Source organism: Quatrionicoccus australiensis (genome assembly GCF_020510525.1).
GTDB classification, from domain to species: domain Bacteria; phylum Pseudomonadota; class Gammaproteobacteria; order Burkholderiales; family Rhodocyclaceae; genus Azonexus; species Azonexus australiensis_B.
In genome coordinates this window covers 1,888,214-1,909,973 of sequence record NZ_CP075188.1, presented here as the reverse complement: position 1 = coordinate 1,909,973, position 21,760 = coordinate 1,888,214, and the positions used below count along the sequence as shown (strand labels likewise).

The window sequence follows — 21,760 nt, the reverse complement described above, 5'->3', positions numbered from 1 at the left end:
ATTCCTCCCGATAAAACATGCCTGCTCATTCTACGGACATTTCAGTCAGCGCGCGCTACAGCGAGTTACCCGGCCTGATGAACTGGCTTGCCGAACAGGCCGGCCAGTTCGGCCTGAGCCAGATTGACGGCCAGCGCCTGCAACTGATCGTCGAGGAATTGCTGACCAATACCATCCGCCACGGCCATGGCGAGGAATGCGACGCAGCGGTCGACATCCGTCTGGAGCACAAAATGCCCCACCTCCTGCTGACCTACCGCGACACGGCCGGCGCTTTCGATCCGACCCGATTTGCCCCAAGTGAAAGCACCGCCGATATCGGCGGTCTCGGCATCGAGTTGATCCGCGGCATGAGCAGCGTCTTTCGTTACCACCGCGCGGCCGGACACAACGTCATCGAACTGGCGCTTTAGGCGCCCGCCCGCAAGGCCTGCAGTGGCGGCGTATCGAGCAGGCTGCGAATAGCCAGCCAGCCGATGGCAATCGCCATCAGCGCACCGCCCAGCAACGAAGCCAGCGGCAGCCAGACGGTCAACGGCAATTCAAGGGCAAAAACCCGCCAGGCGATCAGTTGACCGAGCGCCATCGCGCCAGCGGCGGCAAGCAGACCGGCCAGGCCGCCGATCACCGCCAGTTCGGCCAGCATCGCCTGGCGCAATTGCGGGCGGCGTGCACCGAGGGCGCGCATCACCGCCAGTTCGTAACGCCGTTCGTCAAAGGCACTGAGCAGCGCGGCATAAAGCACGATGGCGCCGGCCGCCAGCGTAAACAGGAAGATGAACTGCACGGCCCCGGCGACCTGGCCAACCAGGTCCTGCAACTGGCGCAATACCGCCGCCACGTCGATCACCGTCAGATTGGGGAATTGCGCCACCAGCTGCCGACCGAAACCCGTGTCGGTCTCCGGCTGATAAAAACTGGTGATGTAGCTGGCCGGCGCATCCTCGATCACGCCGGGCGGCGTCAGCACAAAGAAATTGACACGCATCGAATCCCAGTCGAGCTTGCGCAGACTGCTGACGCGCAGCAACTTTTCCTGCCCGGCAATCATGAACAGCAGTTCGTCGCCGAGCTTGATGCCCAGCGTTTTGGCCAGCCCTTCCTCGACCGAAGCCTCGGCCTGCCCGGTGGCCGGCGGCGCAAACCACCGGCCGGCCACAATCTGGTTGGCAGCCGGCAAGTCGGTCCGCCATGAAAGATTGAATTCACGCTCGATCAGGCGCTGCGCCCGTTCGTCCTCGGGAAAAGAGGCTGCCGAAACCGGTCGACCGGCAATTTTCTGCAAGCGCGCCCGGATCATCGGCGACAGCTCGGCCTTGATCCCGGCCGCCGCCAGGCTCGCCGCCACCTCGGCGCGCTGCCCGGGCTGGATGTTGATGACGAAACGGTTCGGCGCATCGGGCGGCGAAGCCTTCTGCCAGGCCGCCAGCAATTCGCCGCGGGTCACGGTGAGCAGGAGCATGGCCATCAGGCCGATTGCCAGTGCCACGATCTGCAAGCTGCTCGATGCCGCATGCCGGGACAGGTTTGCCATCCCCTGGCGCCAGCCGAACGCCCCACCCCGCCGCACGCCGGCAATGGCGAAAATGGCCAGCCGGGCGCACAGCCAGAAAACACCGAGCGCACCGGCAAAGCCGATGACCGCGATGCCGCCCAGCCGCCTATCGTCGGCCACCAGCAACATCAGGCCGGCCAACAGCAACAAGCCAAGCCCGTAGCCGCCGAGCAGCCAGGGCGTCGGCGGCCCGAGTTCGCGGCGCAGCACGCGCAGGGTCGGCACCCGGCTCAGTTGCAGCACCGGCGGCAAGGCAAAACCGAAGAGCAGGACAAGAACGACCGCCGCCCCGTGCAACAAGGGCCAGGCACCGGGCAAGGGCAAGCGGGTCGCGAGCAGTGCCGCCAGCCATTCACTCAGGACAAAATGGCCAAAAAATCCGAGTAGACCGCCCAGCCCGATGGCGAGCACGGCCAGCCAGGCGAACAGCCAGGCATGCAGGCCAATCAGCCGGCGCTGCGTCATGCCCAGGCAACGCATCATCGCGCAGGCATCGAGATGGCGCTGCATGTAGCGGCGCGCCGCCAGGGCGACGGCCACCGCCGCCAGGACAACGGTCAACAGGGTCGCCAGGCCAAGAAAGCGCTGCGCCCGCTCCAGCGCACTGCGAATTTCCGGACGGGCATTTTGTGCATCTTCGAGGCGTTCACCGCTCGCCAGACGCCCATCCAGCCAATTGCGAAAACCGCTCAGCGGCCTCGCCTCACCAGCCAGCAAGACGCGGTAGGTGACGCGCGAACCGAACTGGACAAGGCCGCTCGCCGGAATATCGGCGACATTCATCATCAGGCGCGGTGCCAGGCTGAACAGGTTGAAGCTGCGATCAGGCTCCTGCACCAGGATCGCATCGACCCGCAGGCGACTGTTACCCAGCGTCAACATGGCACCGGGCGCAACCTGCAGTGCATCGGCCAGACGCTCGTCGAGCCAGACCATGCCTGCCGGCGGTCCGGCATTGACCGCGGCGGCTGGCGCAGCGCGCGCCCGCGTCACGCCCAGGCTGCCGCGCAAGGGATAGTTGCTGCTGACCGCCTTGATATCGGCCAGCTGGACCCGCCCGGCGGCTTGCACCATGCTCGGAAACGTCAGCGTTTCAGCAACTTGCAGGCCACGCCGGCCAGCTTCCTCGACAATGCCGGCCGGCCAGGGATGATCGGCAATCAATATCAGATCCCCGCCCAGCAGTTGCTGCGCCTGGCTGTCCAGCGCCAGACGCACCCGGTCGGCAAAAAAGCCGACCGCGCTGACCGCAGCGACGGCAACCACCAGCGCCGCCAGCAGCAGGCGCAATTCGCCGGAGCGCAGCTCGCGCCCGAGCAGGCGCCAGGCCAGGACTATCATGGCCGGGCCTGCCAGGTCGCCTGGAATTCGTCGGCGGCGACAGCCTTGCCGTAGAGGAAGCCCTGGAACTGGTGGCAGCCGTGGCCACTCAGGAACTCGGCCTGACCGACCGTTTCAACGCCTTCGGCCAGCACCTCGAAACCGAGGCTGCGCGCCAGCGCCATCACCGTTTCGATGATCGCCTCGTCACCGGAATTGCTGCCGATGCCGATGATGAAGGATCGATCAATCTTCAGTTGATCGACCGGTAAAAGCTTGAGATAGCTGAGCGACGAGTAGCCGGTACCGAAATCATCGAGGGCCAGCGTCACGCCAAGCGCCCGCACACGCTCGAGCAAGGCGCAGGCATCGGCCATCGCCAGCACCACCGATTCGGTGATTTCGAGTTTCAGGCAGGCCGGCGTGACGCCGGTTTCGGCAATGATCGCCGCCAGGTCATTGACGAAGCCCGGCCGCTCCAGCTGCTTGACCGAAATATTGACCGATACCTGTGGCAAATCGAAGCCGGCGGCCTGCCACTGGACGATCTGGCGACAACTCTCGCGCAACACCCAGCTGCCGAGCGCGATGATCATGCCGGAATCCTCGGCCAGCGGTATGAAGCGCACCGGACTGACGCTGCCCAGACGCGGGCTGTCCCAGCGCGCCAGGGCTTCGGCACCGACCAGCCGGCCATCCGCCGCATCGACCTGAGGCTGGAAATGCAGCGAAATCTCGTCATTGTCGAGCGCACCGCGCAGCAGGTTTTCCAGACGAATGCGTTCGCGGGCATCGCGCGTCATTTCCGGCGTATAGAAATGAAAGAGACCGCGCCCCTGGCCCTTGGCGCGGTACATCGCCGTATCGGCATTGCGCATCAGCTCAAGCACGTTGTCGCCATCGCCGGGATAGAGGCAGATACCGATCGAGGCCGAAAGAAACAACTCATGCTCGCCAAGCAGGAAAGCCGCCGCAAAAGCGGCGTTGATCTCCTGTGCCAGCAGAGCGACATCCTCTTCGTTGCGCACGCCTTCCATCAGGCAGATGAACTCGTCGCCACCCAGGCGGGCCAGCATGTCGATCAGGCGCACATGCTCGGACAGACGCGACGCCACCGCCACCAGCAACTCATCGCCAACGCCATGGCCCAGCGAGTCATTGACCTGCTTGAACTGGTCGAGATCGATGAACAACACCGCCAGGCGCTGTTCGCTGCGCACGGCTTCCTGCATGCTCTCTTCGAGGCGCTCGATGAAACAGCGCCGGTTGGCCAGCCCGGTCAGCGGGTCGTGATAGGCCAGGTAATTCAGCTTGCTTTCAGCCTGCCGTCGCACTCCCACCTCTTCTTCCAGCTGGCTGTTGGCCCGCTTGAGTTCGGCGGTACGGGCATCGACCTGGATTTCCAGGGTATCGCGTGCAGATTTGATGCGCCCTTCCTGTTCCTTGAGAATGCGCTGGGCACGGCGTACGACCAGATACTGCATCAGGTACAGCGCGGCACAGACCGACAGCACCCCGGCCATCACCCACCACAGGCTGCGCCGCGACTGCGCCATGAACGGGGAGACATCCTGATAGAGCTCGAACACCCCTTCAATCATGTGGCCTTCACCGTAAATCGGGATGTAACTCGACAGCAGATCGACATCGCTGACACTGCCTTCCATCGTGTCTGCCGTATTGCGATGAACCAGTTCGCTGAGCACCACACCATTGATTGCCGAACGAAAGCCGGGATTTTCCAGGCGGCTTTCGCCAACCTGACGCGCGTCCGTGGAAAAGACCGTCAAGCCGAGCCGGTTGTAGATATTGACCTTGATGACCGCCGTGTCACGCATCAGGATCTGCGAGTTCTCGCGCAGCGTCTCGACCTCTCCGCTACGCAGCATTTCCCCGCCATCCCGCCCGATTGACACACTGATCAGACGTTCGAGCGGCTGGCGCAGGGCATTCTCGAAAACCTGCGCCATCGCGACATTGCGGCTTTCTGCCAGCTCGCTGATCTGATGCAGCGACAACTCGCGGTAAAGCAGGCCCAGGCCGCCGGCTGCCAGCACGATGAGAACAAAACTGAGCGTCGAGAAATAGCGCGAAAGATTGAACATGGCTGCCGGTCAGGAGGTAGCGCGCAGCTTAGTCCAGCTCGCGAATCCGCGCCACCGCCTCCTCGACCCGTTTGACGGCAATCACCTCCATGCCGGCAATCGCCTGCTTCGGCCGATTGGCTTCGGGAATCAGCGCCCGCGTAAAGCCGAGCTTGGCAGCCTCCTTCAGGCGCTCCTGGCCGCGCGGCGCCGGCCGGATTTCACCGGCCAGACCAACCTCACCAAATACTATAAGTTTCGATGGCAACGGCTTGTTTTTCAATGAAGAAGTAATCGACATCAATACCGCCAAGTCGGCCGCCGGCTCGGTAATCTTGACGCCGCCCACCGCATTGACGAAGACATCCTGATCGAAACAGACGATACCGGCATGGCGATGCAGCACAGCGAGCAGCATCGCCAGACGCTGCGCTTCGAGACCAACCGTCAGGCGACGGGGATTGCCATGCGAGGTATCGACCAGCGCCTGGATTTCGACCAGCAACGGTCGCGTCCCTTCCTGCGTCACCATCACGCAGGAGCCGGCGACATCCTGGCCGTGCTGCGACAGGAAGAGCGCCGACGGATTGCTGACGCCCTTCAGCCCGGTCTCGGTCATCGCGAAGACGCCGAGTTCGTTGACCGCACCGAAGCGGTTCTTGACGGCACGCACCAGGCGGAAGCTGGAATGCGTGTCGCCTTCGAAATAGAGCACGGTATCGACAATGTGTTCGAGCACGCGCGGCCCGGCCAGCGCGCCATCCTTGGTCACGTGACCGACCAGGATGATGGTGATGCCGGCCTGTTTGGCGAGCCGCGTCAACTGTGCCGCGCATTCGCGCACCTGCGCCACCGAGCCCGGCGCACTCGACAGTTGATCCGACCACAGGGTCTGGATCGAGTCGATGACCGCGACGCGCGGCTGCTCAACCTGCAAGGTCGCGACGATGCGCTCGAGGTTGATTTCGGCCATCAACTGCAACTGCCGGGTATCGAGGCCGAGCCGGCGGGCGCGCAGGGCGACCTGTTCGCCGGACTCCTCGCCGCTGATATAGAGCACCTTCTGGCCCAACGACAGCAGCGACAAGGCCTGCAACAGCAAAGTGCTCTTGCCGATGCCGGGATCGCCGCCGATCAGCACGACACCGCCCGGCACCAGGCCACCGCCGAGGGCGCGGTCGAATTCACCGATCCCGGTCGGGATGCGCTCGGTCTCGCGCGCCTCGATTTCCGACAGGTTCTGCAACTTCGCGGTCGGCGCCAGCGACTCGAAACGATGCCCGCTCGCCTTCTCGGCCACCGACTCGACCAGGGTATTCCACTCGCCACAGCCCGGGCATTGGCCCTGCCACTTCGGGCTGCTCGCACCGCATTCGGTACAGCTGTAAATCGATTTGACCTTGGCCACTCAGATATCCCCGATTTCCAGCGGTACACGTGCCGCCAGGGCACAAAACAGTTCGTAGGAAATGGTGCCGGCGGCAGCGGCCACTTCGTCGGCCGTGACCTCGCCGGCGATGCCGCGGCCCCACAGCGTCACCGGCGCGCCGATGCCGGCTTCCGGGATGTCGGTGATATCGCAGGCCAGCATGTCCATCGACACCCGACCGACCGTCGTCGTCCGCTTGCCCATGACCATGATCGGCGTGCCGCTGCTTGCATGCCGCGGATAACCGTCGGCATAGCCGCAGGCGACGACGCCGATGCGCATCGCCCGTGGCGCCGTAAAGGTGCCACCGTAGCCGACGCGCTCGCCGGCGGCGATGTCCTGGACGCCGATCAAGGCGCTGCTCAGCGTCATCGCCGGCTGCAAGTCGAGCTCGGCGGCAGTGGTTTCGGCAAACGGGCTGCTGCCGTAGAGCATGATGCCCGGCCGCACCCAGTCGGCGTGCGTCTGCGGGTGGCGCAGGATGGCCGCCGAATTGGCCAGGCAGCGCTTGCCCGACCAATCGCCGGCCAGTTCGTTGAAACGAGCAAGTTGCCAGTCGACGCCGCGCTCGCCGTCGGCTTCGGCGAAATGCGTCATCAGCATGACGTCGGTGCGGGCCAGGCTTGCCAGTCTGGCCCGCGCTGCCGGCAGCGTACGTTCAGTAAAGCCAAGCCGGTTCATGCCGGTATTGAGCTTGAGGCAGATCGACAGCGGCGCGTCGGCCGGCGCCGTGGCAAGCAGCAATTCAAGCTGCTCCGGGCAATGAATGACCGTGGTCAGGCCGTGTTCGACGACGGCGCGCGCATCGCGGGCGGAAAAGATGCCTTCGAGCAGCACGATCGGTTGCGTAATACCGGCTTCGCGCAGCGCCACGGCATTTTCCGTTTCCAGCATGGCGAAGCCGTCGGCCTCGCCGCGCAGCGCTTCGACGGCACGCCACTGGCCATGCCCGTAGGCGTTGGCCTTGATCACCGCCCAGGCCTTGGCGCCCGGCGCCCGGCGTTTGGCCTGGCGATAGTTGTGCAGGATGGCGGCCGGCGAAATGCGGGCGCGGATGGGACGGGAGGTTTTCATGAAGCGAGTTCTCGCAACTTGCTCTTGGCAAAGTCGATGAAGGTGGCCGCCAGACGCGAGCGGAAACGGTCCTGCGGATGCACCAGGTAAAGGCTGCGCTTGAGGGGCGGACTGAGCGGGATCGCGGCCAGCGCGCCGAGCCGGGTTTCCTTGGCGACCACGGCGCGCGACACGATGGCAAAGCCAAGCCCGGTGGACACCACGCCCTTCAGCGCTTCCGGGCTGCCCAGCTCCATTTGCGTCTTGAGGGCATCGACCGGCACCGCGTGCTGACGGAAGTAGCTGTCGATGACTTCGCGCGTCCCGGAACCGGGTTCGCGCGAGATGTATTCGTAATCGACGAGCCCTTTGGCCGTCACCGAAGCCAGATTGGCCAGCGGATAATCGGGCGCGCAGATCACCAGCAACTCGTCTTCGCAACAGATCTGGCAGGCCAGGCCGGAAAGCTTGGCGGGCGTTTCGATGAGGCCGACGTCAAGCGTGTGTTCGGCCACCCGGCTTTCGATGCTTTCCGAGTTGGCGACGATCAGGCGGGCCCGCACCTGCGGGTAGAGCGCGTTGAATTCGCCGAGCACGCGCGGCAGCATGAACTCGGCAATCGTCGTCGAGGCGCCGACCAGCAGCGGGCCGCGCATTTCGCCGGTCATTTCCGAGAGACGGGTTTCCATCTCGTCGGAGAGCGCGAGGATGCGCTCGGCGTAGCCAAGCACCAGTTCGCCGGCCGGAGTCAGCGAGATGCCGCCGTGGCGGCGTTCGAACAGGCGGGTACTGTATTGCTCTTCCAGTTGCTTGATCTGGAAGGTAACGGCGGGCTGCGTCATGAACAGGGCGTCGGCCGCGCGGGTGAAGCTGAGATGCTTGGCTACGGCATGAAACACCTGCAGACGCCGGTCAGCCATGATTATTCTCCCTGGAAGATACGCGGCCGATATTCAATCACATTCCGGGAGCCGGCCACCGGTCAACCCGAAAAATCAGGCATTTTCCCCCCATTGACGCGCCGCTGTCACGCCGCTTTAACGGCAAAGTCTTAATGTAGTCTTTTCGACACACGGCAACGACCAGGCCCGAACATGCACAACTCCAAGGGCCGCGCAAGCCTTGCGCGCGACGCTGAGCGTGGTATAACCCTCGACCAAAGTTATATAAGAGACAAGAGAAGATACCAAGTGCCGTTTGGCTTCTACATCATCATGGCCGCGCAGTTCTTTTCCGCGCTGGCCGACAACGCCCTGCTCATCGCCGCCATCGCCGCTCTGCGCGAGATGCAGGCGCCGGCTGAGTACGAACCGCTGCTGAAAACCTTTTTCACGGTGTCCTACGTCCTGCTCGCGGCTTTCGTCGGCGCCTTTGCCGATTCGATGCCGAAGTGGCGGGTCATGTTCATCAGCAATACGATCAAGATTTTCGGCTGCAGCCTGATGTTCTTCGGCGCCCACCCGCTGCTTGCCTACGCCGTCGTCGGTCTTGGCGCTGCCGCCTATTCGCCGGCCAAGTACGGCATCCTCACCGAATACCTGCCGCATCGCCTGCTCGTCGTCGCCAATGGCTGGATCGAGGGCCTGACTGTCGGCGCCATCATTCTTGGCGTCGTCATCGGCGGCACGCTGATCAAGCCCGACATCGCCGCCAGCATGCTGGCCTTCGACTTCCCGCTGATCGACACCGGCGTCGATACGGTCGGCGAAATGGCACTTTCCGTCGTGGCCGTGCTCTACATCCTGGCCTCGCTGTTCAATCTTTACGTGCCGGATACCGGGGTCGATCACAAGCCGCTCAAGCGCAACCCCTTCTATCTCATCCACGAGTTCAACCACTGTCTCGCCCTGCTCTGGCGCGACCGTCTCGGCCAGATCTCGCTGGCAGTCACCACGCTGTTCTGGGGCGCGGCTTCAACGCTGCAGTTCATCGTCATCAAGTGGTCCGAAGTCGCCCTTAATCTCGACCTGTCGAAATCCTCGATGCTGCAAGGCGTGGTTGCGGTCGGCGTCGCTTCCGGCGCCGTCTTCGCCGCCAAGTTCATCACCTTGCGCAAGTCGGTGCGGGTCATTCCGCTCGGCATCGCGATGGGCCTCATCGTGCTGGTCATGAATTTCGTCACCAGCATGTGGTTTGCCGTGCCGCTGCTGATCCTGATCGGCGGCCTGTCCGGCTTCTTCGTCGTGCCGATGAACGCGCTGCTGCAGCATCGCGGCCATATCCTGATGGGCGCCGGCCATTCGATCGCCGTGCAGAACTTCAACGAGAATCTCTCCATCCTGATCATGACCGGCATCTACTACGTGATGATCAAGGTAGACATGTCGATCTACTGGGTGGTCACGCTGTTCGGCCTGTTCGTCAGTGGCATCATGTACCTGATCCGTCAGCGCCACATCATCAATCAGGCGCAACAGGACGACGTGGCGCACCTGGACGACACGACGCATCACTGCTGAGCAAGCCTGATGCAGGCCGGCCGGGGCAGTCCCGACCGGTCGACCTCTTCTAGAAGGGCAATTCCGGCGCCATCCGCTCACGCAGCGTACGCCGGGCGAAGAGCAGGTCTTCCCAGGCTTTCGACTTGTCCGGCAGGTTGCGCAGCAAATAAGCCGGGTGATAGGTCACCACGACCGGGATACCGGCATATTCGAACGGCTTGCCGCGCATCGAGGCAAGCGACTTGTCGTCGTGCAGCACCGCATGCACCGCCGCCTTGCCGAGCAGGACGATGATCTTCGGCTTGAGCAAGGCGATCTGCCGCTCCAGATAAGGCCAGCAGGCCGCCATCTCGGCCGCTTCCGGCGTCCGGTTGCCGGGCGGCCGGCATTTCACCGCATTGGCGATATAAACCTTGTTGCCGCGACTGATGTCGAGCGCCGCCAGCATGTTGTCGAGCAACTTGCCGGCCTGGCCGACGAAAGGCTCGCCCTGCACATCCTCGTCGGCACCGGGGCCTTCGCCGATGAACAGCCAGTCCGGATTTTCATCACCGACGCCGAACACCGCCTGACGGCGCTGCTCACACAGGCCGCAGGCACGACAGCCAGCCACCTGCGTTTTCAATTCGGGCCAATCCAGGCCGTCGACCGTTACAGCGGAGCCGGGCACCATGACCGGACGCGGGCGCGGGGCTTCCGTTGCCGCCACTGGTGGAGCCTGAACTGACGCCGGCTTTGGTGCCAGCGCCGGCAACTCGGCACCGAGCACCGGCTCGGCTGCGGCCGGCACTTCCGGCGCAACACTTGCCGGCTGCTGTCTGGCCTGGTCACGCAGCACCCAGAGCGGGGCCACGCCCATCTCGACCAGCATCTGTTCGCGACTCAGGCTCATGCCAGTTCCTTGTCAAAAATCAGCGCATCCTCGCGCCCGCTGGCGGCCGGGTAATAGCCCTTGCGCAAACCGATCTGGCGAAAACCGAAATGGCGATAGAGCTCGACCGCCCGCTCGTTCGACGGACGCACTTCGAGAAAGAGCTTGGTCGCGCCACCTTGCCGGGCGGCCTGCATGGCATTGCGCAGCAGGCGGGCACCATAGCCCTGGCCGTGATGACGCGCCGCCACGCCGATATTGAGCAGGTGCGCCTCGTCGATCACCGACATGACCACCGAAAAACCGATCAGCTCACCGCCCAGGCGGCAGACCCAGACGCTGTAGCCGGCGCTCAGCGAATCGGCGAAATTGCCGCGCGACCACGGAAAGGGCTGCAGCGAGGCTTCCAGTGCAGCCACCTGATCGAGATCGTGCTCGTTCATCGGAAAGAACTCGGCCGCCAGATGGAATTCGCTCACGCCCTGCCCCCTTCGCTCAGCCGCTCGGCGACCGTCTTGGCGACCTTGTCGCGCACGTAGAGCGGCGCTGCCTGCGCGGCATCGATGCCTTCGCCGCGCAGCAGGCACGGCACGGCAAGCTGTGCCAGCACCGCCGCCGTGGGCAGGATATCGCTGCGCACGGACAGCCCGGCCTCGGCCAGACGCTGGGCGAGCAATGGATAAGCGGCCGGCGCATTGCCGCAGGCCAGCCAGCCGGTTTCGGCCGGAATTTGCACGTCGACCGGTGCGCAAACACGAATCTCGCCCTGCAAGGCATAACCGTCAGCGGTACGCCGGTAGGCGCCGGCATAGACTTCACCCATGCGCGCATCGAGCAGCGCCAGCACCTGCTCGGCGCCAGTCGCGGCGCCCATCGCCTCGAGGCTGGTCAGCGGCAACAGCGGAATCCCGTTCGCCACAGCCAGGCCCTGGGCCGCGCCGCAAGCGACGCGCAAACCGGTAAAGGCACCGGGACCAACCCCGAAGGCAATCGCGTCAAGCTGGCTGACCGCAACCGCCGCTTCGGCGAGTAGCTCGCGGACAAGCGGCAACAGGGTTTCGGAATGCGAACGGCCGGCCGGACAAATGCGCACGCTCAGTTCGCCGTCACGCCAAAGGGCACAGGAACCGAGTTCGGTTGAGGTTTCGAGAGCGAGGATCAGCATGGGGCGACATTTTACCGGAGGCATGCCCGGCCGCGACCAGCGAATGGAAGCTTAATTACCGCCCCGACCAGGAATCAGTCGCGCCGCCCGCCGCGCTCCGGACGCGATTCGCGTTCGAAGTTGCCGCCGCGCTGCTCACGGATTTCCTCGCGCATGCGCCGCCGGTCTTCCGGCGGCACTTCGTTCCAGCGGCGCGGCCCGTCGTCGCGCCGGATCTCGCGCTCCTGCTGCCAGTGCTCGCGCATCTGCTGGCGCATCTGGCGCCGCTCATCCGGCGGCAGGTCACGCCAGCGCGCCTGCGCCCAAGCACTGCCGACCGAGCCGGAAAGGCTGAGCAGCAACAGCAGGGAGAGCAGAAGACGGCGTTTCATGATGGCGGGAGCAGCTTTGCGGTTTCGACATGATCATTGTCCATCCGCCCCCGCAGGGCAAGCCCGCCCAGTTGTAAAAATATGTTTCCCGCAGGACGGTCGCAATTCCTTGTTACCATTGATTGCGCTTCATTCACCGTCAGCAATTATCCTTGCCCACATGAGCGAACAACAACACACCCATATCCTGGTCGTCGATGACGACGCCCGCCTGCGCGACCTGCTGACCCGTTACCTCGGCGAACAGGGCTTCGAGGTCAAGGCTGCCGGCGATGGCCAGCAGATGGACAAGCTGCGCAGCCGCGAACATTTCAACCTGATCGTGCTCGACCTGATGCTGCCCGGCGAAGACGGCCTGACCATCTGCCGGCGCCTGCGCGGTAGCGGTGACCTGACGCCGATCATCATGCTTACCGCCAAGGGCGACGAGGTGGACCGCATTGTCGGCCTGGAAATGGGCGCCGATGATTACCTGCCCAAGCCCTTCAATCCGCGCGAACTGCTCGCCCGCATCCATGCCGTGCTGCGCCGCCAGGGCAATCGCCCGCCCGGCGCGCCGGGCGAGGAAGCCGAGATGATCCAGTTCGGCAACATCGAGGTCGATCTCGCCGCGCGCACGCTCAAACGCGGCGACGAGCTGCTGCCGCTGACCACCGGCGAGTTCGCCGTGCTCAAGGTTCTGCTGCACCACCCGCGCCAGCCACTGTCACGCGACAAGCTGATGTCGCTGGCACGCGGCCGCGAACAGGGCCCGTTCGATCGCGCCATCGACGTCCAGGTATCGCGCCTGCGCAAGCTGATCGAAGCCGATCCGGCGCAGCCGCGCTACCTGCAGACGGTCTGGGGCTTCGGCTACGTTTTCGTCCCTGACGGTGCCGCCCGCGACGCATGACGCCCCGCTCGCTGCTGGCGCGCACCTTTTTGCTGCTCGCCCTGCTCGTCCTGCTCACCACCGCGGCCTGGCTCAGTCTCTTCCGCCACATTGATGCCGAGCCGCGCGCCCGTGAAAGTGCGCAGCTGGCCGCCTCGGCGGTCAACCTGATCCGCGCCTCGCTTTTCGCCGCCGCCCCGGAAAAACGCCTCGGCCTGTTTGCCGAATTCGCCTCGCGCGAAGGCATCCGGCTTCTTCCTGCCGAACCGGAAGACCGCATCGAACCCATGCCCGACAGTCGTTTTCACCGGCTGCTCGAACGCGAGCTGAGCAGCCGTCTCGGCGAACATACCCGCGTCGCTGCCAGTGTCGATGGCGAGCCTGGTTTCTGGATCAGCTTCCGGCTTGACGAGCATGACGACGACGAGGAATACTGGCTGGTCCTGCCGCGCGAACGGGCGGCCCGCAACTTCACCATGCACTGGCTGAGCTGGGGCCTGCTCGCCATTGCGCTGGCACTCGCCGTTGCCTGGCTGATCGCCTCGCGCATCAGCCGGCCGCTGAAAGCCATGGCGCGCTCGGTCGAAGCGGTCGGCCGCGGCCAGACGCCGCCCCCGCTACCGGAAGATGGCGCCGAAGAACTGCGTCGCCTGGCCGGCGCCTTCAACACCATGGCGAGCGATCTGGAACGGCATGAAAAGGACCGCTCGGAAGTCCTCGCCGGCATTTCACACGACCTGCGCACGCCGCTGACCCGCCTGCGCCTCGAAGCCGAACTCAGCGTTGCCGACGAATCGGCCCGCCTGGCCGTAGTCGCCGACATCGAGCAGATGGAAGCGGTGATCTCGCAATTCATGGACTACGCACGCACCGAAAGTGGCGAAGATGCCGTGCCGGTCGATCTGGCGGCCCTGCTTGCCGGCATCGTCGACCACCAGGGGTGTGTCGGACGCGCGCTGCCGGCCGAGATCGGAGCGTTACCGGAAATCAGCCTGCGCCCGAAAGCCATCCGGCGCGCCCTGACCAACCTGATCGACAATGCCTGGAAATACGGCGGCGGCGATGTCCGCCTCAAGGCCGCAACGGTCGACAACGAAATTCACATCGAAATCAGCGATCGCGGCCCGGGCATTCCGGCAACCGAAACCGAGCGCCTGAAGCGGCCCTTCGCCCGCCTTGAGACAGCCCGCACCAATGCTGGTGGCACCGGCCTCGGGCTGGCCATCGTCGAACGCATCGCCCGCCTGCACGGTGGCCGTCTCGACCTGCTGGCGAACCCGGGCGGCGGCCTGCTCGCCTGCCTGGCCTTGCCGCTCAGGCGTTAAGTGCCTGGCAGGTTTCTTCCAGTTCGGCCTCGATACCACCCAGCGCGGCGATAATCTTGCCGCCGTCCAGACCCAGCCGCAACCAGGCCGTACGCTCGAGCGGCATGACCATTTCATCGGCCGAATGCGCCAGCCCCAGGCCATGCGCCAGGGTATCGGCAACGTGGATCAGATCCGCCAGCGAACCACACTCGGCGGCCGCCGGCTGATGGTGCTCGGCAACCGCCGCATGCAATGCCGGCGGGAAGCGCCAGGCATCGGACAGCATGCCGCCGACCTCGGTGTGATCAAGCCCGAGCACATCACGCTCGGCAACGACGAGGAAGCAGTCGTGCTTGTGACGATAGGCCAGGGCCTCGGCATACTGCACCGGAAAATTGGCTGCCAGCACCAGTTGACCGATGTCGTGCAGAATGCCGCCGGTAAAGGCCAGTTCCGGATTCTGCCCGACACCGCCGGCCAGCCCCCGGGCCAGCAGGCCCACCGCAGCACAATGCCGGAGGTAGGCCCGGGCATCGAAGCCCGGGCAATGATCGAGGCGGAAGGCACCGCTCATGCCCACCGCCAGCACCATGCTGCGCACGGCACGAAAACCGAGCACGACGACTGCCTCATTGATCGTGCCGACCCGGCTCTGCAAGCCGTAGAACGAGGAGTTTGCCACGCGCAGCACACGCGCCGTCAGCCCCTGGTCGTGGGCAATCTGATGGGCGATGCGCGTCACGTCGATATCTTCGTTATCAAACGAGGCAAGCAATTCAGTCACTGCCGCCGGCAGCGAAGGCAATTGCTTGAGACGGGCGGCGACCTGCTCGCGGGTCAGTTTGCTCATGTGCCACTCTCCATCCGGTAATCGAGTATGGCCTGATAGAGCAGACGCGTTTCCGCCCCGTCGCCGGCCTTGCGAAACAACTGGTCGAGTTGCCTGGCCAGGCGGGCCCGCCTGGCCTCACTGGCCGCCGCATCCTCGACGACCTCGCGTACGACGCGGATCTCGGCAACTTCGCGCCGCGCCAGCCCGTGCAACATGCTTTCGCTCACTTCGGCAGCCGCCGGCACCAGCACATGCCCGCCGGCATCCATCACCGCTTCGGCCACCTGCATGCCAACAGTCACCTCGCCCAAGGGCAGGGACACGATCTCTTTCATGTTATTTCTCCTCCAGCAGCAGGAAACGCCCGCTGACCGAGCCACTCGGCCTGATCTGGCGCCAACGGCAAACAAATTCCCGGCCGGCGATTGCAACACAATGCTCTTCGCCAAACAGCGGTATTTCCGGCAGGACATCGCCCAGACTCGCCCCCAACGGCAAACCGCGCCCGGGGAAAAGGGCATGCGCCGCTTCGTTGACCAGGACCAGCATGCCATCGTTATCAATGCCGATGACCGGCCACGGCAACTGGGAGAGCAGTTCCTGCAAAATCATGTAGCCCTGACCACCGGTTTCGCGCAGGGCCTCGTTTTCCTGCAGCAAATGCCGGCGTTCCTCTTCGATGCGCAGCAACTCGCGCCCGGCCACTTCGACTTCCTGCGCCAGACGGCCGTAATCGTCGGCAACCCGACGCCGCTCCAGCGCCGTCTCGATCGCCTGGCGCAAAACCCCGGCCGCAAGCGGCAACGGGATCACCCGATGCAGCAGACCAATGGCCCCCAGCTCGGCAACCTGGCGACGACTTTTCGCCCGTTCATCGCTAAGCAGGATGCGCTCGCATTGCGGCTGCACGTGCGCCACCTGCCGAATCACCGCCGCCGCATCAAAATTGCCGGTCGATGGACCACAGACCAGCACATCGACCCCGTTACCGGCCAGCCAGACCGTTGCGCTGGCGTAATCCGCGACAACGCAGACCCGGTGACCATCCCCCTCCAGCAGGGAAATCGCCTCTTCGGCGGCGTCGACCGCTACCAGCAAGGCCATCGGCTGGCGCGTGCGGGAACGCAGCAGATTGGCCGGCAAGCGCTTGTCGGCGCCGAGCAGTTCGCCCATTGCCGTCTGGCCGAGCGGACGCGAGAAGTAATAGCCCTGGATGATGTCGCACTGGTGCGAGATGAGTAGCGCCAACTGCTCGACCGTTTCGACGCCCTCCGCGACCACCTTGAGCTTGAGATGGTGCGCCATGGTGATCACGGCGCGCGTGATCGAGGCATCGTCGGCATCGGCCGCGATGTCCTGGACGAAGGAACGATCGACCTTGAGCGCATCAAGCGGGAAGCGCTTGAGGTAAGCCAGGCTGGAATAGCCGGTACCGAAATCATCGAGCGACAGGGTCACGCCCATTTCCTTGAGCGCCCGCAGCATATGCACGGCCGCATCCGGATTCTGCATCAGCATGCTCTCGGTAATTTCGAGATCGAGGCAAGCCGGCGCCAGACCGCTCTGTTTGAGCGTCTCGGCAATATCGGCGAGCAGGGTTTCGGACTGCAACTGACGCGCCGAAAGATTGACCGACACGCTCGGTATGTCCAGTCCGTTCTGCTGCCAGATCACCGCCTGACGGCAGGCTTCCTGCAAGACCCAGCGCCCGACCTGGATGATCAGTCCGGTCTCTTCGAGCAGCGGAATGAACTGGTCGGGCGGCACCACGCCACGTCGCGGATGGTTCCAGCGCAGCAGCGCCTCGGCGCCGGTCACCCGGCCGTTTTCGCAACTCACCTTGGCCTGGTAATAAAGCATGAACTCGCCATGCACGATGGCGTTGCGCAGGTCGGTTTCGAGGAAGAGGCGGTCACGCACGTCGTCGTGCATCAGGGCCGAGTAGAACTGGTAATTGTTGCGCCCGTTCATCTTGGCATGGCGCACGGCGATTTCGGCATTCGACACCAGTTCGTGCGCGTCGCTGCCATCCTGCGGATGGAAGACCAGGCCCAGGCTGGCCGTGACGAAGATGTCCTGGCCCTCGACCCGCACCGGCAGAAGCAAGGCATCGATCACCCGATGCGCCACGATGGCGGCCTGCGAAGTGTCCTCGACATCCGGCAACAATACGGCAAAGACATCACCACCCAGACGACCAAGAATGTCGGATTCGCGCAGCAGGCCGGACAGTCGCCCCGCCACCTGGCGCAGCAGCTCGTCGCCCGACATGTGGCCGAGAGTCTGATTGACCTCGCGGAAATGATCGATATCGACCACCATGACCCCGACCGGCAAATCCTTGCGCTTGGCCAGTGCAATCAGGCGCCGCGCCTGGTCGTAGAACATCAGCTGGTTGGGCAGAGCGGTCAACGCATCAAAATGGGCAAAAAAGGGCGACTGCCCATGCTCGGTCACCAGGCTGGTAATGTCACTGGCCACGCCGCCAACACTGACAATCAGGCCATTCTCGTTATGTACCGGGAAAGTGCGCGCATGCAACCAGCGGATGCCGCCGCCCGGCCGCCGGATACGGAACTTCTCGTCGAGCCCGCCCAGGCGATGCTGCTGTGCCGCACGCAGCAGGCTGGCTCTATCATCTTCATGGACATGCTTCAGCCAGTCGCGACGATCGGCGTAGAGCGCTTCGACATAACGCCCCCAGATCTGCTCGTATCCCTTGCTGACATAGGTAACACGCTGGGTTTCAGCCTCGACCAGCCAGTAGCACTCGGGCGTATTGCTGGCCAGTTGCAGGAAGCGCGCCTCGCCCTCGTCGATCCCCGAAACTCTCGGCGGCAGGCCTGCCTCAGCCTGTTGCTCGCGCAGCAGGCGCAGCCGGGAGCACTCGCGTTCAACGACAGCGAGCAGGCGCGACCGATTGCTCTTGAAAACCAGATCGCTGGCACCGTTTTCCAGCAGTTCGACCGGCACATTGCGGCAACCGGGAGCAATCGTCAGCACGATGGGCACATCGGCCGCCAGCGGACGAATCAGGTCGACCGCCTCGGCCGCGCTCAGATCCGGCACCGCGCAATCGAGCAGCACGATATCCCAGTCCTCGACCCGCAAGGCTTCGGCGACTTCCTCGCCATCACACATCTGGCGGGCATAGACATCGTAACCACCACCGCGCAGGGCATCGAGCAGATGCTGGCCGTCCTGCTCATTGGCATCGACAATCAGTATCCGTAACAGGTTCGACGAATCGGGCTGCGCCAGTTCCTCCACCTGCCACCTCCTCTTATCCGAATCCTGTCAAGGGAACCCGGCACGCCAATCACTGCCGGATCATTGCCCCACATCCTACATCACAGGCGACGCCGCCGTCAGTAGATGCGAAATGCATTTGGTGACACCGCGATCAAGCCGGTGTGGAATTCGCGGATTGCGGCCGCAAGGGGAACTCCGCCAGAATCCGGTAACTGGCGCCAGCCTCCGTAGCTTGCGAAGCAGCCAGCACAAAATGCTCACATTGCCAATCGATCACCGGCAGATCCGGCAACACGGGCACCGCGTCAGCAGGCATGCGGCGCAGCAGGGTCACATGCGGCACAAAATCGGGATGGCTGGCATCAAAGGCAAAGCCATCCACCACCAATGCCTGGCGCAAGGCGAGCACCAGTTCATCCAGTGCTGGCACCCGCTGGCTGCAGCCGGCCCAGGCCAGGCGCTTGTGCGGCCAGTACGCGAGGCGATCCAGTTGCAGGCCAAAGGTCCGGCCGCTGAAGCCGGAAACAGCCCGGCACAATTCCGGCAGGCGCTGTTCGGAAACATTGCCGAGGAAAGCCAGGGTCAGGTGAATGGTTTCCTGCCGGGTGGCCCGGCCACCGAACAGCCCGGCACACTCGGCGGCGACACCGGCCAGGCTGGTGGCGACGCTGGCTGGCGGCCACAGGGCGAAGAAAACGCGGCGCGTTGCGCCCGCTTCGGAGGCTGACGATCCGGACTCAGCCGGCACGTTCGACCAGCACCACGGCCTGCGCCTCGATCGCCTCTTCACGGCCGAGATAGCCGAGTTTTTCGTTGGTCTTGCCCTTGATATTGACGCAATCGAGAGCAATACCGAGATCGGCCGCGACATTGGCGACCATCGCCGCGGCGTGCGGCGCGAGCTTGGGCTGCTGCGCAATCAGCGTCGCATCGACATTGACCGGCCGCCAGCCGCGCTCGGCAAGCAAGGCCACCGCGCCGCGCAGCAGGACGCGACTGTCGGCTCCCTTGTAGCGCGGATCGGTATCGGGAAAGTGGCGCCCGATGTCGCCGAGCGCCACGGCACCGAGCAGCGCATCGGTGATCGCGTGCAACAGCGCATCGGCGTCTGAATGCCCGAGCAGGCCGGTGGCGTGCGGAATCTCGACGCCGCCGAGAATCAGCTTGCGGCCCTCGACCAGTCGATGAACGTCGTAACCCTGCCCGACCCGGATATTCATTTGCGTCCCCTCAGGATCATCGCCGCCAGCGCCAGGTCGGCCGGAAATGTGACTTTCAGATTGGTCGAATCGCCCTTGACCAGCTTCGGCTTGTGGCCCATCGCCTCGATCGCCCCCGCTTCGTCGGTCACGGCGCGGCAATTTTCGAGTGCTTCGGCGAGTCGACCGTAACGGAACATCTGCGGCGTCTGTGCCTGCCACAGGCCGTCGCGCGGCTCGGTGGCGGCGACGCGCTGTTCGGCATCGGCGCGTTTCAGGGTATCGGCAACCGGCACGGCAAGAATGCCGCCAACCGGATCATCGGCCAGCTCGCGCAACAGCGCGGCGAGCATGTCGGCACTCAGGCAGGGCCGCGCAGCATCATGTACCAGCACCCAGTCATCGTCGGTCGCCACCATCGCTGCGGCGCGCAGGCCGTTGCCGACGCTGTCGGCACGGGTCGCCCCGCCGCAGCGCACGGTTTCAAGCTTGGCGCCGAGGTCGGACCAGTCGTGCCGGCTCCATTCCGCGTCGTCCGGCGAAAGCACGACCCAGACGCGTTCGATTTCCGGGCAGGCGACCAGCGCCGCCAGCGTATGATGAATCAGCGGTCGGCCGAGCAGACTCAGGTACTGTTTGGGTTTCTCGGCGCCGAAGCGGGAACCGCTGCCAGCAGCGGGAACGATTGCGAAATAACGTGGCATGGCTTAATTTTACTGAATAACGATCATAAGAAGAGAATCCTCATGAGCTTTGTCGTTCCCGAACTTGCCGCTCCGGTCGAAGCTTTTGCGACGGCACTCGGCATCGGCCTGCTGGTCGGCCTCGAACGCGAACGCCGCCCGGACTCGGCGGCCGGCCTGCGCACCTTTGCCCTGGTCGCCATGCTCGGCTGCCTGTTCGCGCTGCTCGGCGAGAAAAGTGGCGGGCCGTGGCTACTGGTCGCCGGCCTGCTCGTCATCTCGGGTTCGATGATCGCGTCCAATTTCTCGACACAACAGGAAGAACAATACCGCGGCTTCACCTCGGAGGCGGCAATCATCGTTACCTACGGTCTAGGCGCTGCGGTCTGGTTCGGTTACGCGACGCTGGCCGTGATGCTCGCCATCACCACCACCGTGCTGCTCTATTTCAAGGCCGAACTGCGTCAGTTCAGCGAACGCACGACGCCCAAGGACATCAATTCCATCCTGCAGTTTGCCGTACTCTCGCTGGTCATCCTGCCCATCCTGCCGAGTGCCGATTTCGGTCCCTATGACGCGATCAACCCGCGCCAGGTTTGGTGGATGGTGGTGCTGATCTCCGGCCTGGCGCTCTCTGGCTACCTCGCCCTGCGCATCATTGGCGCCCGGCACGGCGCGGCGCTGCTCGGCATTTTCGGCGGTCTGGCCTCGTCGACCGCCACGACCATGATGTTCTCGCGCCACGCCCGCGATCACGCGCACCTGGTACGCATGTCGGCAATCGTCATCCTGATCGCCAACGTCATGGTGATGATCCGCCTCGGCCTGGTTTCCGGCGTCGTCGCCCCCAACCTGGTAATGCCGATCGCCACAGTTTTTGCCTGCGGCATCGTGCCCGGCATCGTCATGGCGCTCTACGGCTGGAAGATCCTCAACGCCGCCGGCGAACTGCCGATGCCCGAGGTCAAGAACCCGACCGAACTGCGCACCGCGATTTCCTTCGGCCTGCTCTACGCCATCGTGCTGCTCGCCTCGGCCTGGTTGCAGGACATCGCCGGCAACAGCGGCCTCTACATCGTCGCACTCGCATCCGGCCTGACCGATGCCGACGCCAGCGTGCTGTCGACGCTGCGCATGTTCAACCTGGAAAAAATTTCCAGCGGCGAAGCGGTGATCGCCGTGACGCTCGCCCTGATGGCCAACCTGATCTTCAAGATCGGCCTGGTGATCAGCATCGGCGGCGCCAAACTCGCCCGCTACGCCCTGCCCGGCCTGTTCGCGATCGGTTGCGGCATGGCCGGCGGTTTGTTGCTGATCTGAGAGGTCC

20 protein-coding genes are annotated in these 21,760 nt (G+C 64.3%); 5 read left to right on the top strand and 15 right to left on the bottom strand.

Annotated features, from left to right (window positions below; all coding sequences use genetic code 11):
• The first annotated feature begins 17 nt into the window (after positions 1 to 17).
• The gene (locus KI612_RS09080; RefSeq protein WP_226443704.1) at positions 18 to 413 is read left to right on the top strand and encodes an ATP-binding protein; all 396 of its coding nucleotides are present in this window, start codon (positions 18 to 20) and stop codon (positions 411 to 413) included.
• Here the strand turns inward: KI612_RS09080 and KI612_RS09075 are convergent.
• Genes KI612_RS09075 through KI612_RS09055 form a run of 5 tightly spaced genes read right to left on the bottom strand, consistent with a single transcriptional unit; the run spans position 410 to position 8,361 of the window.
• Positions 410 to 2,896: an ABC transporter permease gene (locus KI612_RS09075; protein WP_226443703.1), complete on the bottom strand. Its 2,487-nt coding sequence runs from the start codon at positions 2,894 to 2,896 to the stop codon at positions 410 to 412. The genes KI612_RS09080 and KI612_RS09075 overlap by 4 nt on opposite strands.
• The gene (locus KI612_RS09070) at positions 2,893 to 4,980 is read right to left on the bottom strand and encodes a putative bifunctional diguanylate cyclase/phosphodiesterase (protein ID WP_226443701.1); all 2,088 of its coding nucleotides are present in this window, start codon (positions 4,978 to 4,980) and stop codon (positions 2,893 to 2,895) included. Before KI612_RS09070 ends, KI612_RS09075 begins: the two co-directional genes overlap by 4 nt.
• A 28-nt stretch (positions 4,981 to 5,008) precedes the next feature.
• Entirely contained in the window at positions 5,009 to 6,367 is a 1,359-nt protein-coding gene (radA, locus tag KI612_RS09065) for a DNA repair protein RadA (protein ID WP_226443699.1), read from the bottom strand.
• Entirely contained in the window at positions 6,368 to 7,462 is a 1,095-nt protein-coding gene (alr, locus tag KI612_RS09060; protein ID WP_226443697.1) for an alanine racemase, read from the bottom strand. It lies immediately after the preceding gene.
• The gene (locus tag KI612_RS09055) at positions 7,459 to 8,361 is read right to left on the bottom strand and encodes a LysR substrate-binding domain-containing protein (RefSeq protein ID WP_226443685.1); all 903 of its coding nucleotides are present in this window, start codon (positions 8,359 to 8,361) and stop codon (positions 7,459 to 7,461) included. Before KI612_RS09055 ends, alr begins: the two co-directional genes overlap by 4 nt.
• 270 nt (positions 8,362 to 8,631) lie before the next feature.
• Between KI612_RS09055 and lplT the strand changes: the two genes are divergently transcribed.
• Complete coding sequence (gene lplT / locus KI612_RS09050) at positions 8,632 to 9,900, top strand: lysophospholipid transporter LplT (RefSeq protein ID WP_226443674.1); 1,269 nt, start codon at positions 8,632 to 8,634, stop codon at positions 9,898 to 9,900.
• Positions 9,901 to 9,949: 49 nt separating this feature from the next.
• Here the strand turns inward: lplT and KI612_RS09045 are convergent, their stop codons facing one another.
• From KI612_RS09045 to KI612_RS09030, 4 genes are all read right to left on the bottom strand, one after another.
• On the bottom strand, positions 9,950 to 10,774 hold the full coding sequence (locus KI612_RS09045) for a uracil-DNA glycosylase (RefSeq protein WP_226443672.1): 825 nt from the start codon (positions 10,772 to 10,774) through the stop codon (positions 9,950 to 9,952).
• The gene (gene rimI / locus KI612_RS09040) at positions 10,771 to 11,232 is read right to left on the bottom strand and encodes a ribosomal protein S18-alanine N-acetyltransferase (RefSeq protein WP_226443670.1); all 462 of its coding nucleotides are present in this window, start codon (positions 11,230 to 11,232) and stop codon (positions 10,771 to 10,773) included. Before rimI ends, KI612_RS09045 begins: the two co-directional genes overlap by 4 nt.
• Entirely contained in the window at positions 11,229 to 11,918 is a 690-nt protein-coding gene (tsaB, locus tag KI612_RS09035; protein ID WP_226443668.1) for a tRNA (adenosine(37)-N6)-threonylcarbamoyltransferase complex dimerization subunit type 1 TsaB, read from the bottom strand. Before tsaB ends, rimI begins: the two co-directional genes overlap by 4 nt.
• Positions 11,919 to 11,992: 74 nt before the next feature.
• Complete coding sequence (locus tag KI612_RS09030; protein WP_226443666.1) at positions 11,993 to 12,289, bottom strand: hypothetical protein; 297 nt, start codon at positions 12,287 to 12,289, stop codon at positions 11,993 to 11,995.
• 160 nt (positions 12,290 to 12,449) lie between these two features.
• On the opposite strand from KI612_RS09030, the gene ompR reads away from it, so the two are divergent.
• The gene (ompR, locus tag KI612_RS09025; protein ID WP_226443664.1) at positions 12,450 to 13,181 is read left to right on the top strand and encodes an osmolarity response regulator transcription factor OmpR; all 732 of its coding nucleotides are present in this window, start codon (positions 12,450 to 12,452) and stop codon (positions 13,179 to 13,181) included.
• Positions 13,178 to 14,485: an ATP-binding protein gene (locus KI612_RS09020; protein WP_226443653.1), complete on the top strand. Its 1,308-nt coding sequence runs from the start codon at positions 13,178 to 13,180 to the stop codon at positions 14,483 to 14,485. Before ompR ends, KI612_RS09020 begins: the two co-directional genes overlap by 4 nt.
• Here the strand turns inward: KI612_RS09020 and KI612_RS09015 are convergent.
• The 6 genes from KI612_RS09015 to ispD all read right to left on the bottom strand — a co-directional run bounded on the left by KI612_RS09015 (position 14,475) and on the right by ispD (position 20,454).
• Positions 14,475 to 15,317 (bottom strand): HDOD domain-containing protein, encoded by an 843-nt coding sequence (locus KI612_RS09015; protein ID WP_226443651.1) that lies wholly within the window; start codon positions 15,315 to 15,317, stop codon positions 14,475 to 14,477. The two genes, KI612_RS09020 and KI612_RS09015, sit on opposite strands and share 11 nt — an antisense overlap.
• Positions 15,314 to 15,634: a hypothetical protein gene (locus tag KI612_RS09010; RefSeq protein WP_226443649.1), complete on the bottom strand. Its 321-nt coding sequence runs from the start codon at positions 15,632 to 15,634 to the stop codon at positions 15,314 to 15,316. Before KI612_RS09010 ends, KI612_RS09015 begins: the two co-directional genes overlap by 4 nt.
• Before the next feature lies 1 nt (position 15,635).
• A complete protein-coding gene (locus KI612_RS09005) occupies positions 15,636 to 18,569 on the bottom strand; it encodes an EAL domain-containing protein (RefSeq protein WP_226443647.1) in 2,934 nt (977 codons plus the stop codon).
• A 133-nt stretch (positions 18,570 to 18,702) separates the two neighbouring features.
• The gene (gene thpR, locus KI612_RS09000; protein WP_226443645.1) at positions 18,703 to 19,299 is read right to left on the bottom strand and encodes an RNA 2',3'-cyclic phosphodiesterase; all 597 of its coding nucleotides are present in this window, start codon (positions 19,297 to 19,299) and stop codon (positions 18,703 to 18,705) included.
• Complete coding sequence (gene ispF, locus KI612_RS08995) at positions 19,289 to 19,771, bottom strand: 2-C-methyl-D-erythritol 2,4-cyclodiphosphate synthase (RefSeq protein ID WP_226443643.1); 483 nt, start codon at positions 19,769 to 19,771, stop codon at positions 19,289 to 19,291. Before ispF ends, thpR begins: the two co-directional genes overlap by 11 nt.
• Positions 19,768 to 20,454 carry a 2-C-methyl-D-erythritol 4-phosphate cytidylyltransferase gene (gene ispD, locus KI612_RS08990; protein ID WP_226443641.1) on the bottom strand — a complete coding sequence of 229 codons (687 nt, stop codon included), beginning with the start codon at positions 20,452 to 20,454 and terminating at the stop codon, positions 19,768 to 19,770. The genes ispF and ispD overlap by 4 nt, the downstream gene beginning before the upstream one ends.
• Positions 20,455 to 20,496: 42 nt before the next feature.
• Here ispD and KI612_RS08985 point away from each other — a divergent pair, with 42 nt between their 5' ends.
• Entirely contained in the window at positions 20,497 to 21,753 is a 1,257-nt protein-coding gene (locus KI612_RS08985; protein ID WP_226443639.1) for an MgtC/SapB family protein, read from the top strand.
• The last annotated feature ends 7 nt before the right edge of the window (positions 21,754 to 21,760 follow it).

Bases quoted from the DNA above. Each gene is read 5' to 3' on its own strand.
- KI612_RS09080 (WP_226443704.1), top strand. From the start codon at position 18: ATGCCTGCTCATTCTACGGACATTTCAGTCAGCGCGCGCTACAGCGAG.
- KI612_RS09075 (WP_226443703.1), bottom strand. From the start codon at position 2,896: ATGATAGTCCTGGCCTGGCGCCTGCTCGGGCGCGAGCTGCGCTCCGGC.
- KI612_RS09070 (WP_226443701.1), bottom strand. From the start codon at position 4,980: ATGTTCAATCTTTCGCGCTATTTCTCGACGCTCAGTTTTGTTCTCATC.
- alr (WP_226443697.1), bottom strand. From the start codon at position 7,462: ATGAAAACCTCCCGTCCCATCCGCGCCCGCATTTCGCCGGCCGCCATC.
- KI612_RS09055 (WP_226443685.1), bottom strand. From the start codon at position 8,361: ATGGCTGACCGGCGTCTGCAGGTGTTTCATGCCGTAGCCAAGCATCTC.
- KI612_RS09045 (WP_226443672.1), bottom strand. From the start codon at position 10,774: ATGAGCCTGAGTCGCGAACAGATGCTGGTCGAGATGGGCGTGGCCCCG.
- tsaB (WP_226443668.1), bottom strand. From the start codon at position 11,918: ATGCTGATCCTCGCTCTCGAAACCTCAACCGAACTCGGTTCCTGTGCC.
- KI612_RS09030 (WP_226443666.1), bottom strand. From the start codon at position 12,289: ATGAAACGCCGTCTTCTGCTCTCCCTGCTGTTGCTGCTCAGCCTTTCC.
- ompR (WP_226443664.1), top strand. From the start codon at position 12,450: ATGAGCGAACAACAACACACCCATATCCTGGTCGTCGATGACGACGCC.
- KI612_RS09020 (WP_226443653.1), top strand. From the start codon at position 13,178: ATGACGCCCCGCTCGCTGCTGGCGCGCACCTTTTTGCTGCTCGCCCTG.
- KI612_RS09015 (WP_226443651.1), bottom strand. From the start codon at position 15,317: ATGAGCAAACTGACCCGCGAGCAGGTCGCCGCCCGTCTCAAGCAATTG.
- KI612_RS09010 (WP_226443649.1), bottom strand. From the start codon at position 15,634: ATGAAAGAGATCGTGTCCCTGCCCTTGGGCGAGGTGACTGTTGGCATG.
- ispF (WP_226443643.1), bottom strand. From the start codon at position 19,771: ATGAATATCCGGGTCGGGCAGGGTTACGACGTTCATCGACTGGTCGAG.
- ispD (WP_226443641.1), bottom strand. From the start codon at position 20,454: ATGCCACGTTATTTCGCAATCGTTCCCGCTGCTGGCAGCGGTTCCCGC.
- KI612_RS08985 (WP_226443639.1), top strand. From the start codon at position 20,497: ATGAGCTTTGTCGTTCCCGAACTTGCCGCTCCGGTCGAAGCTTTTGCG.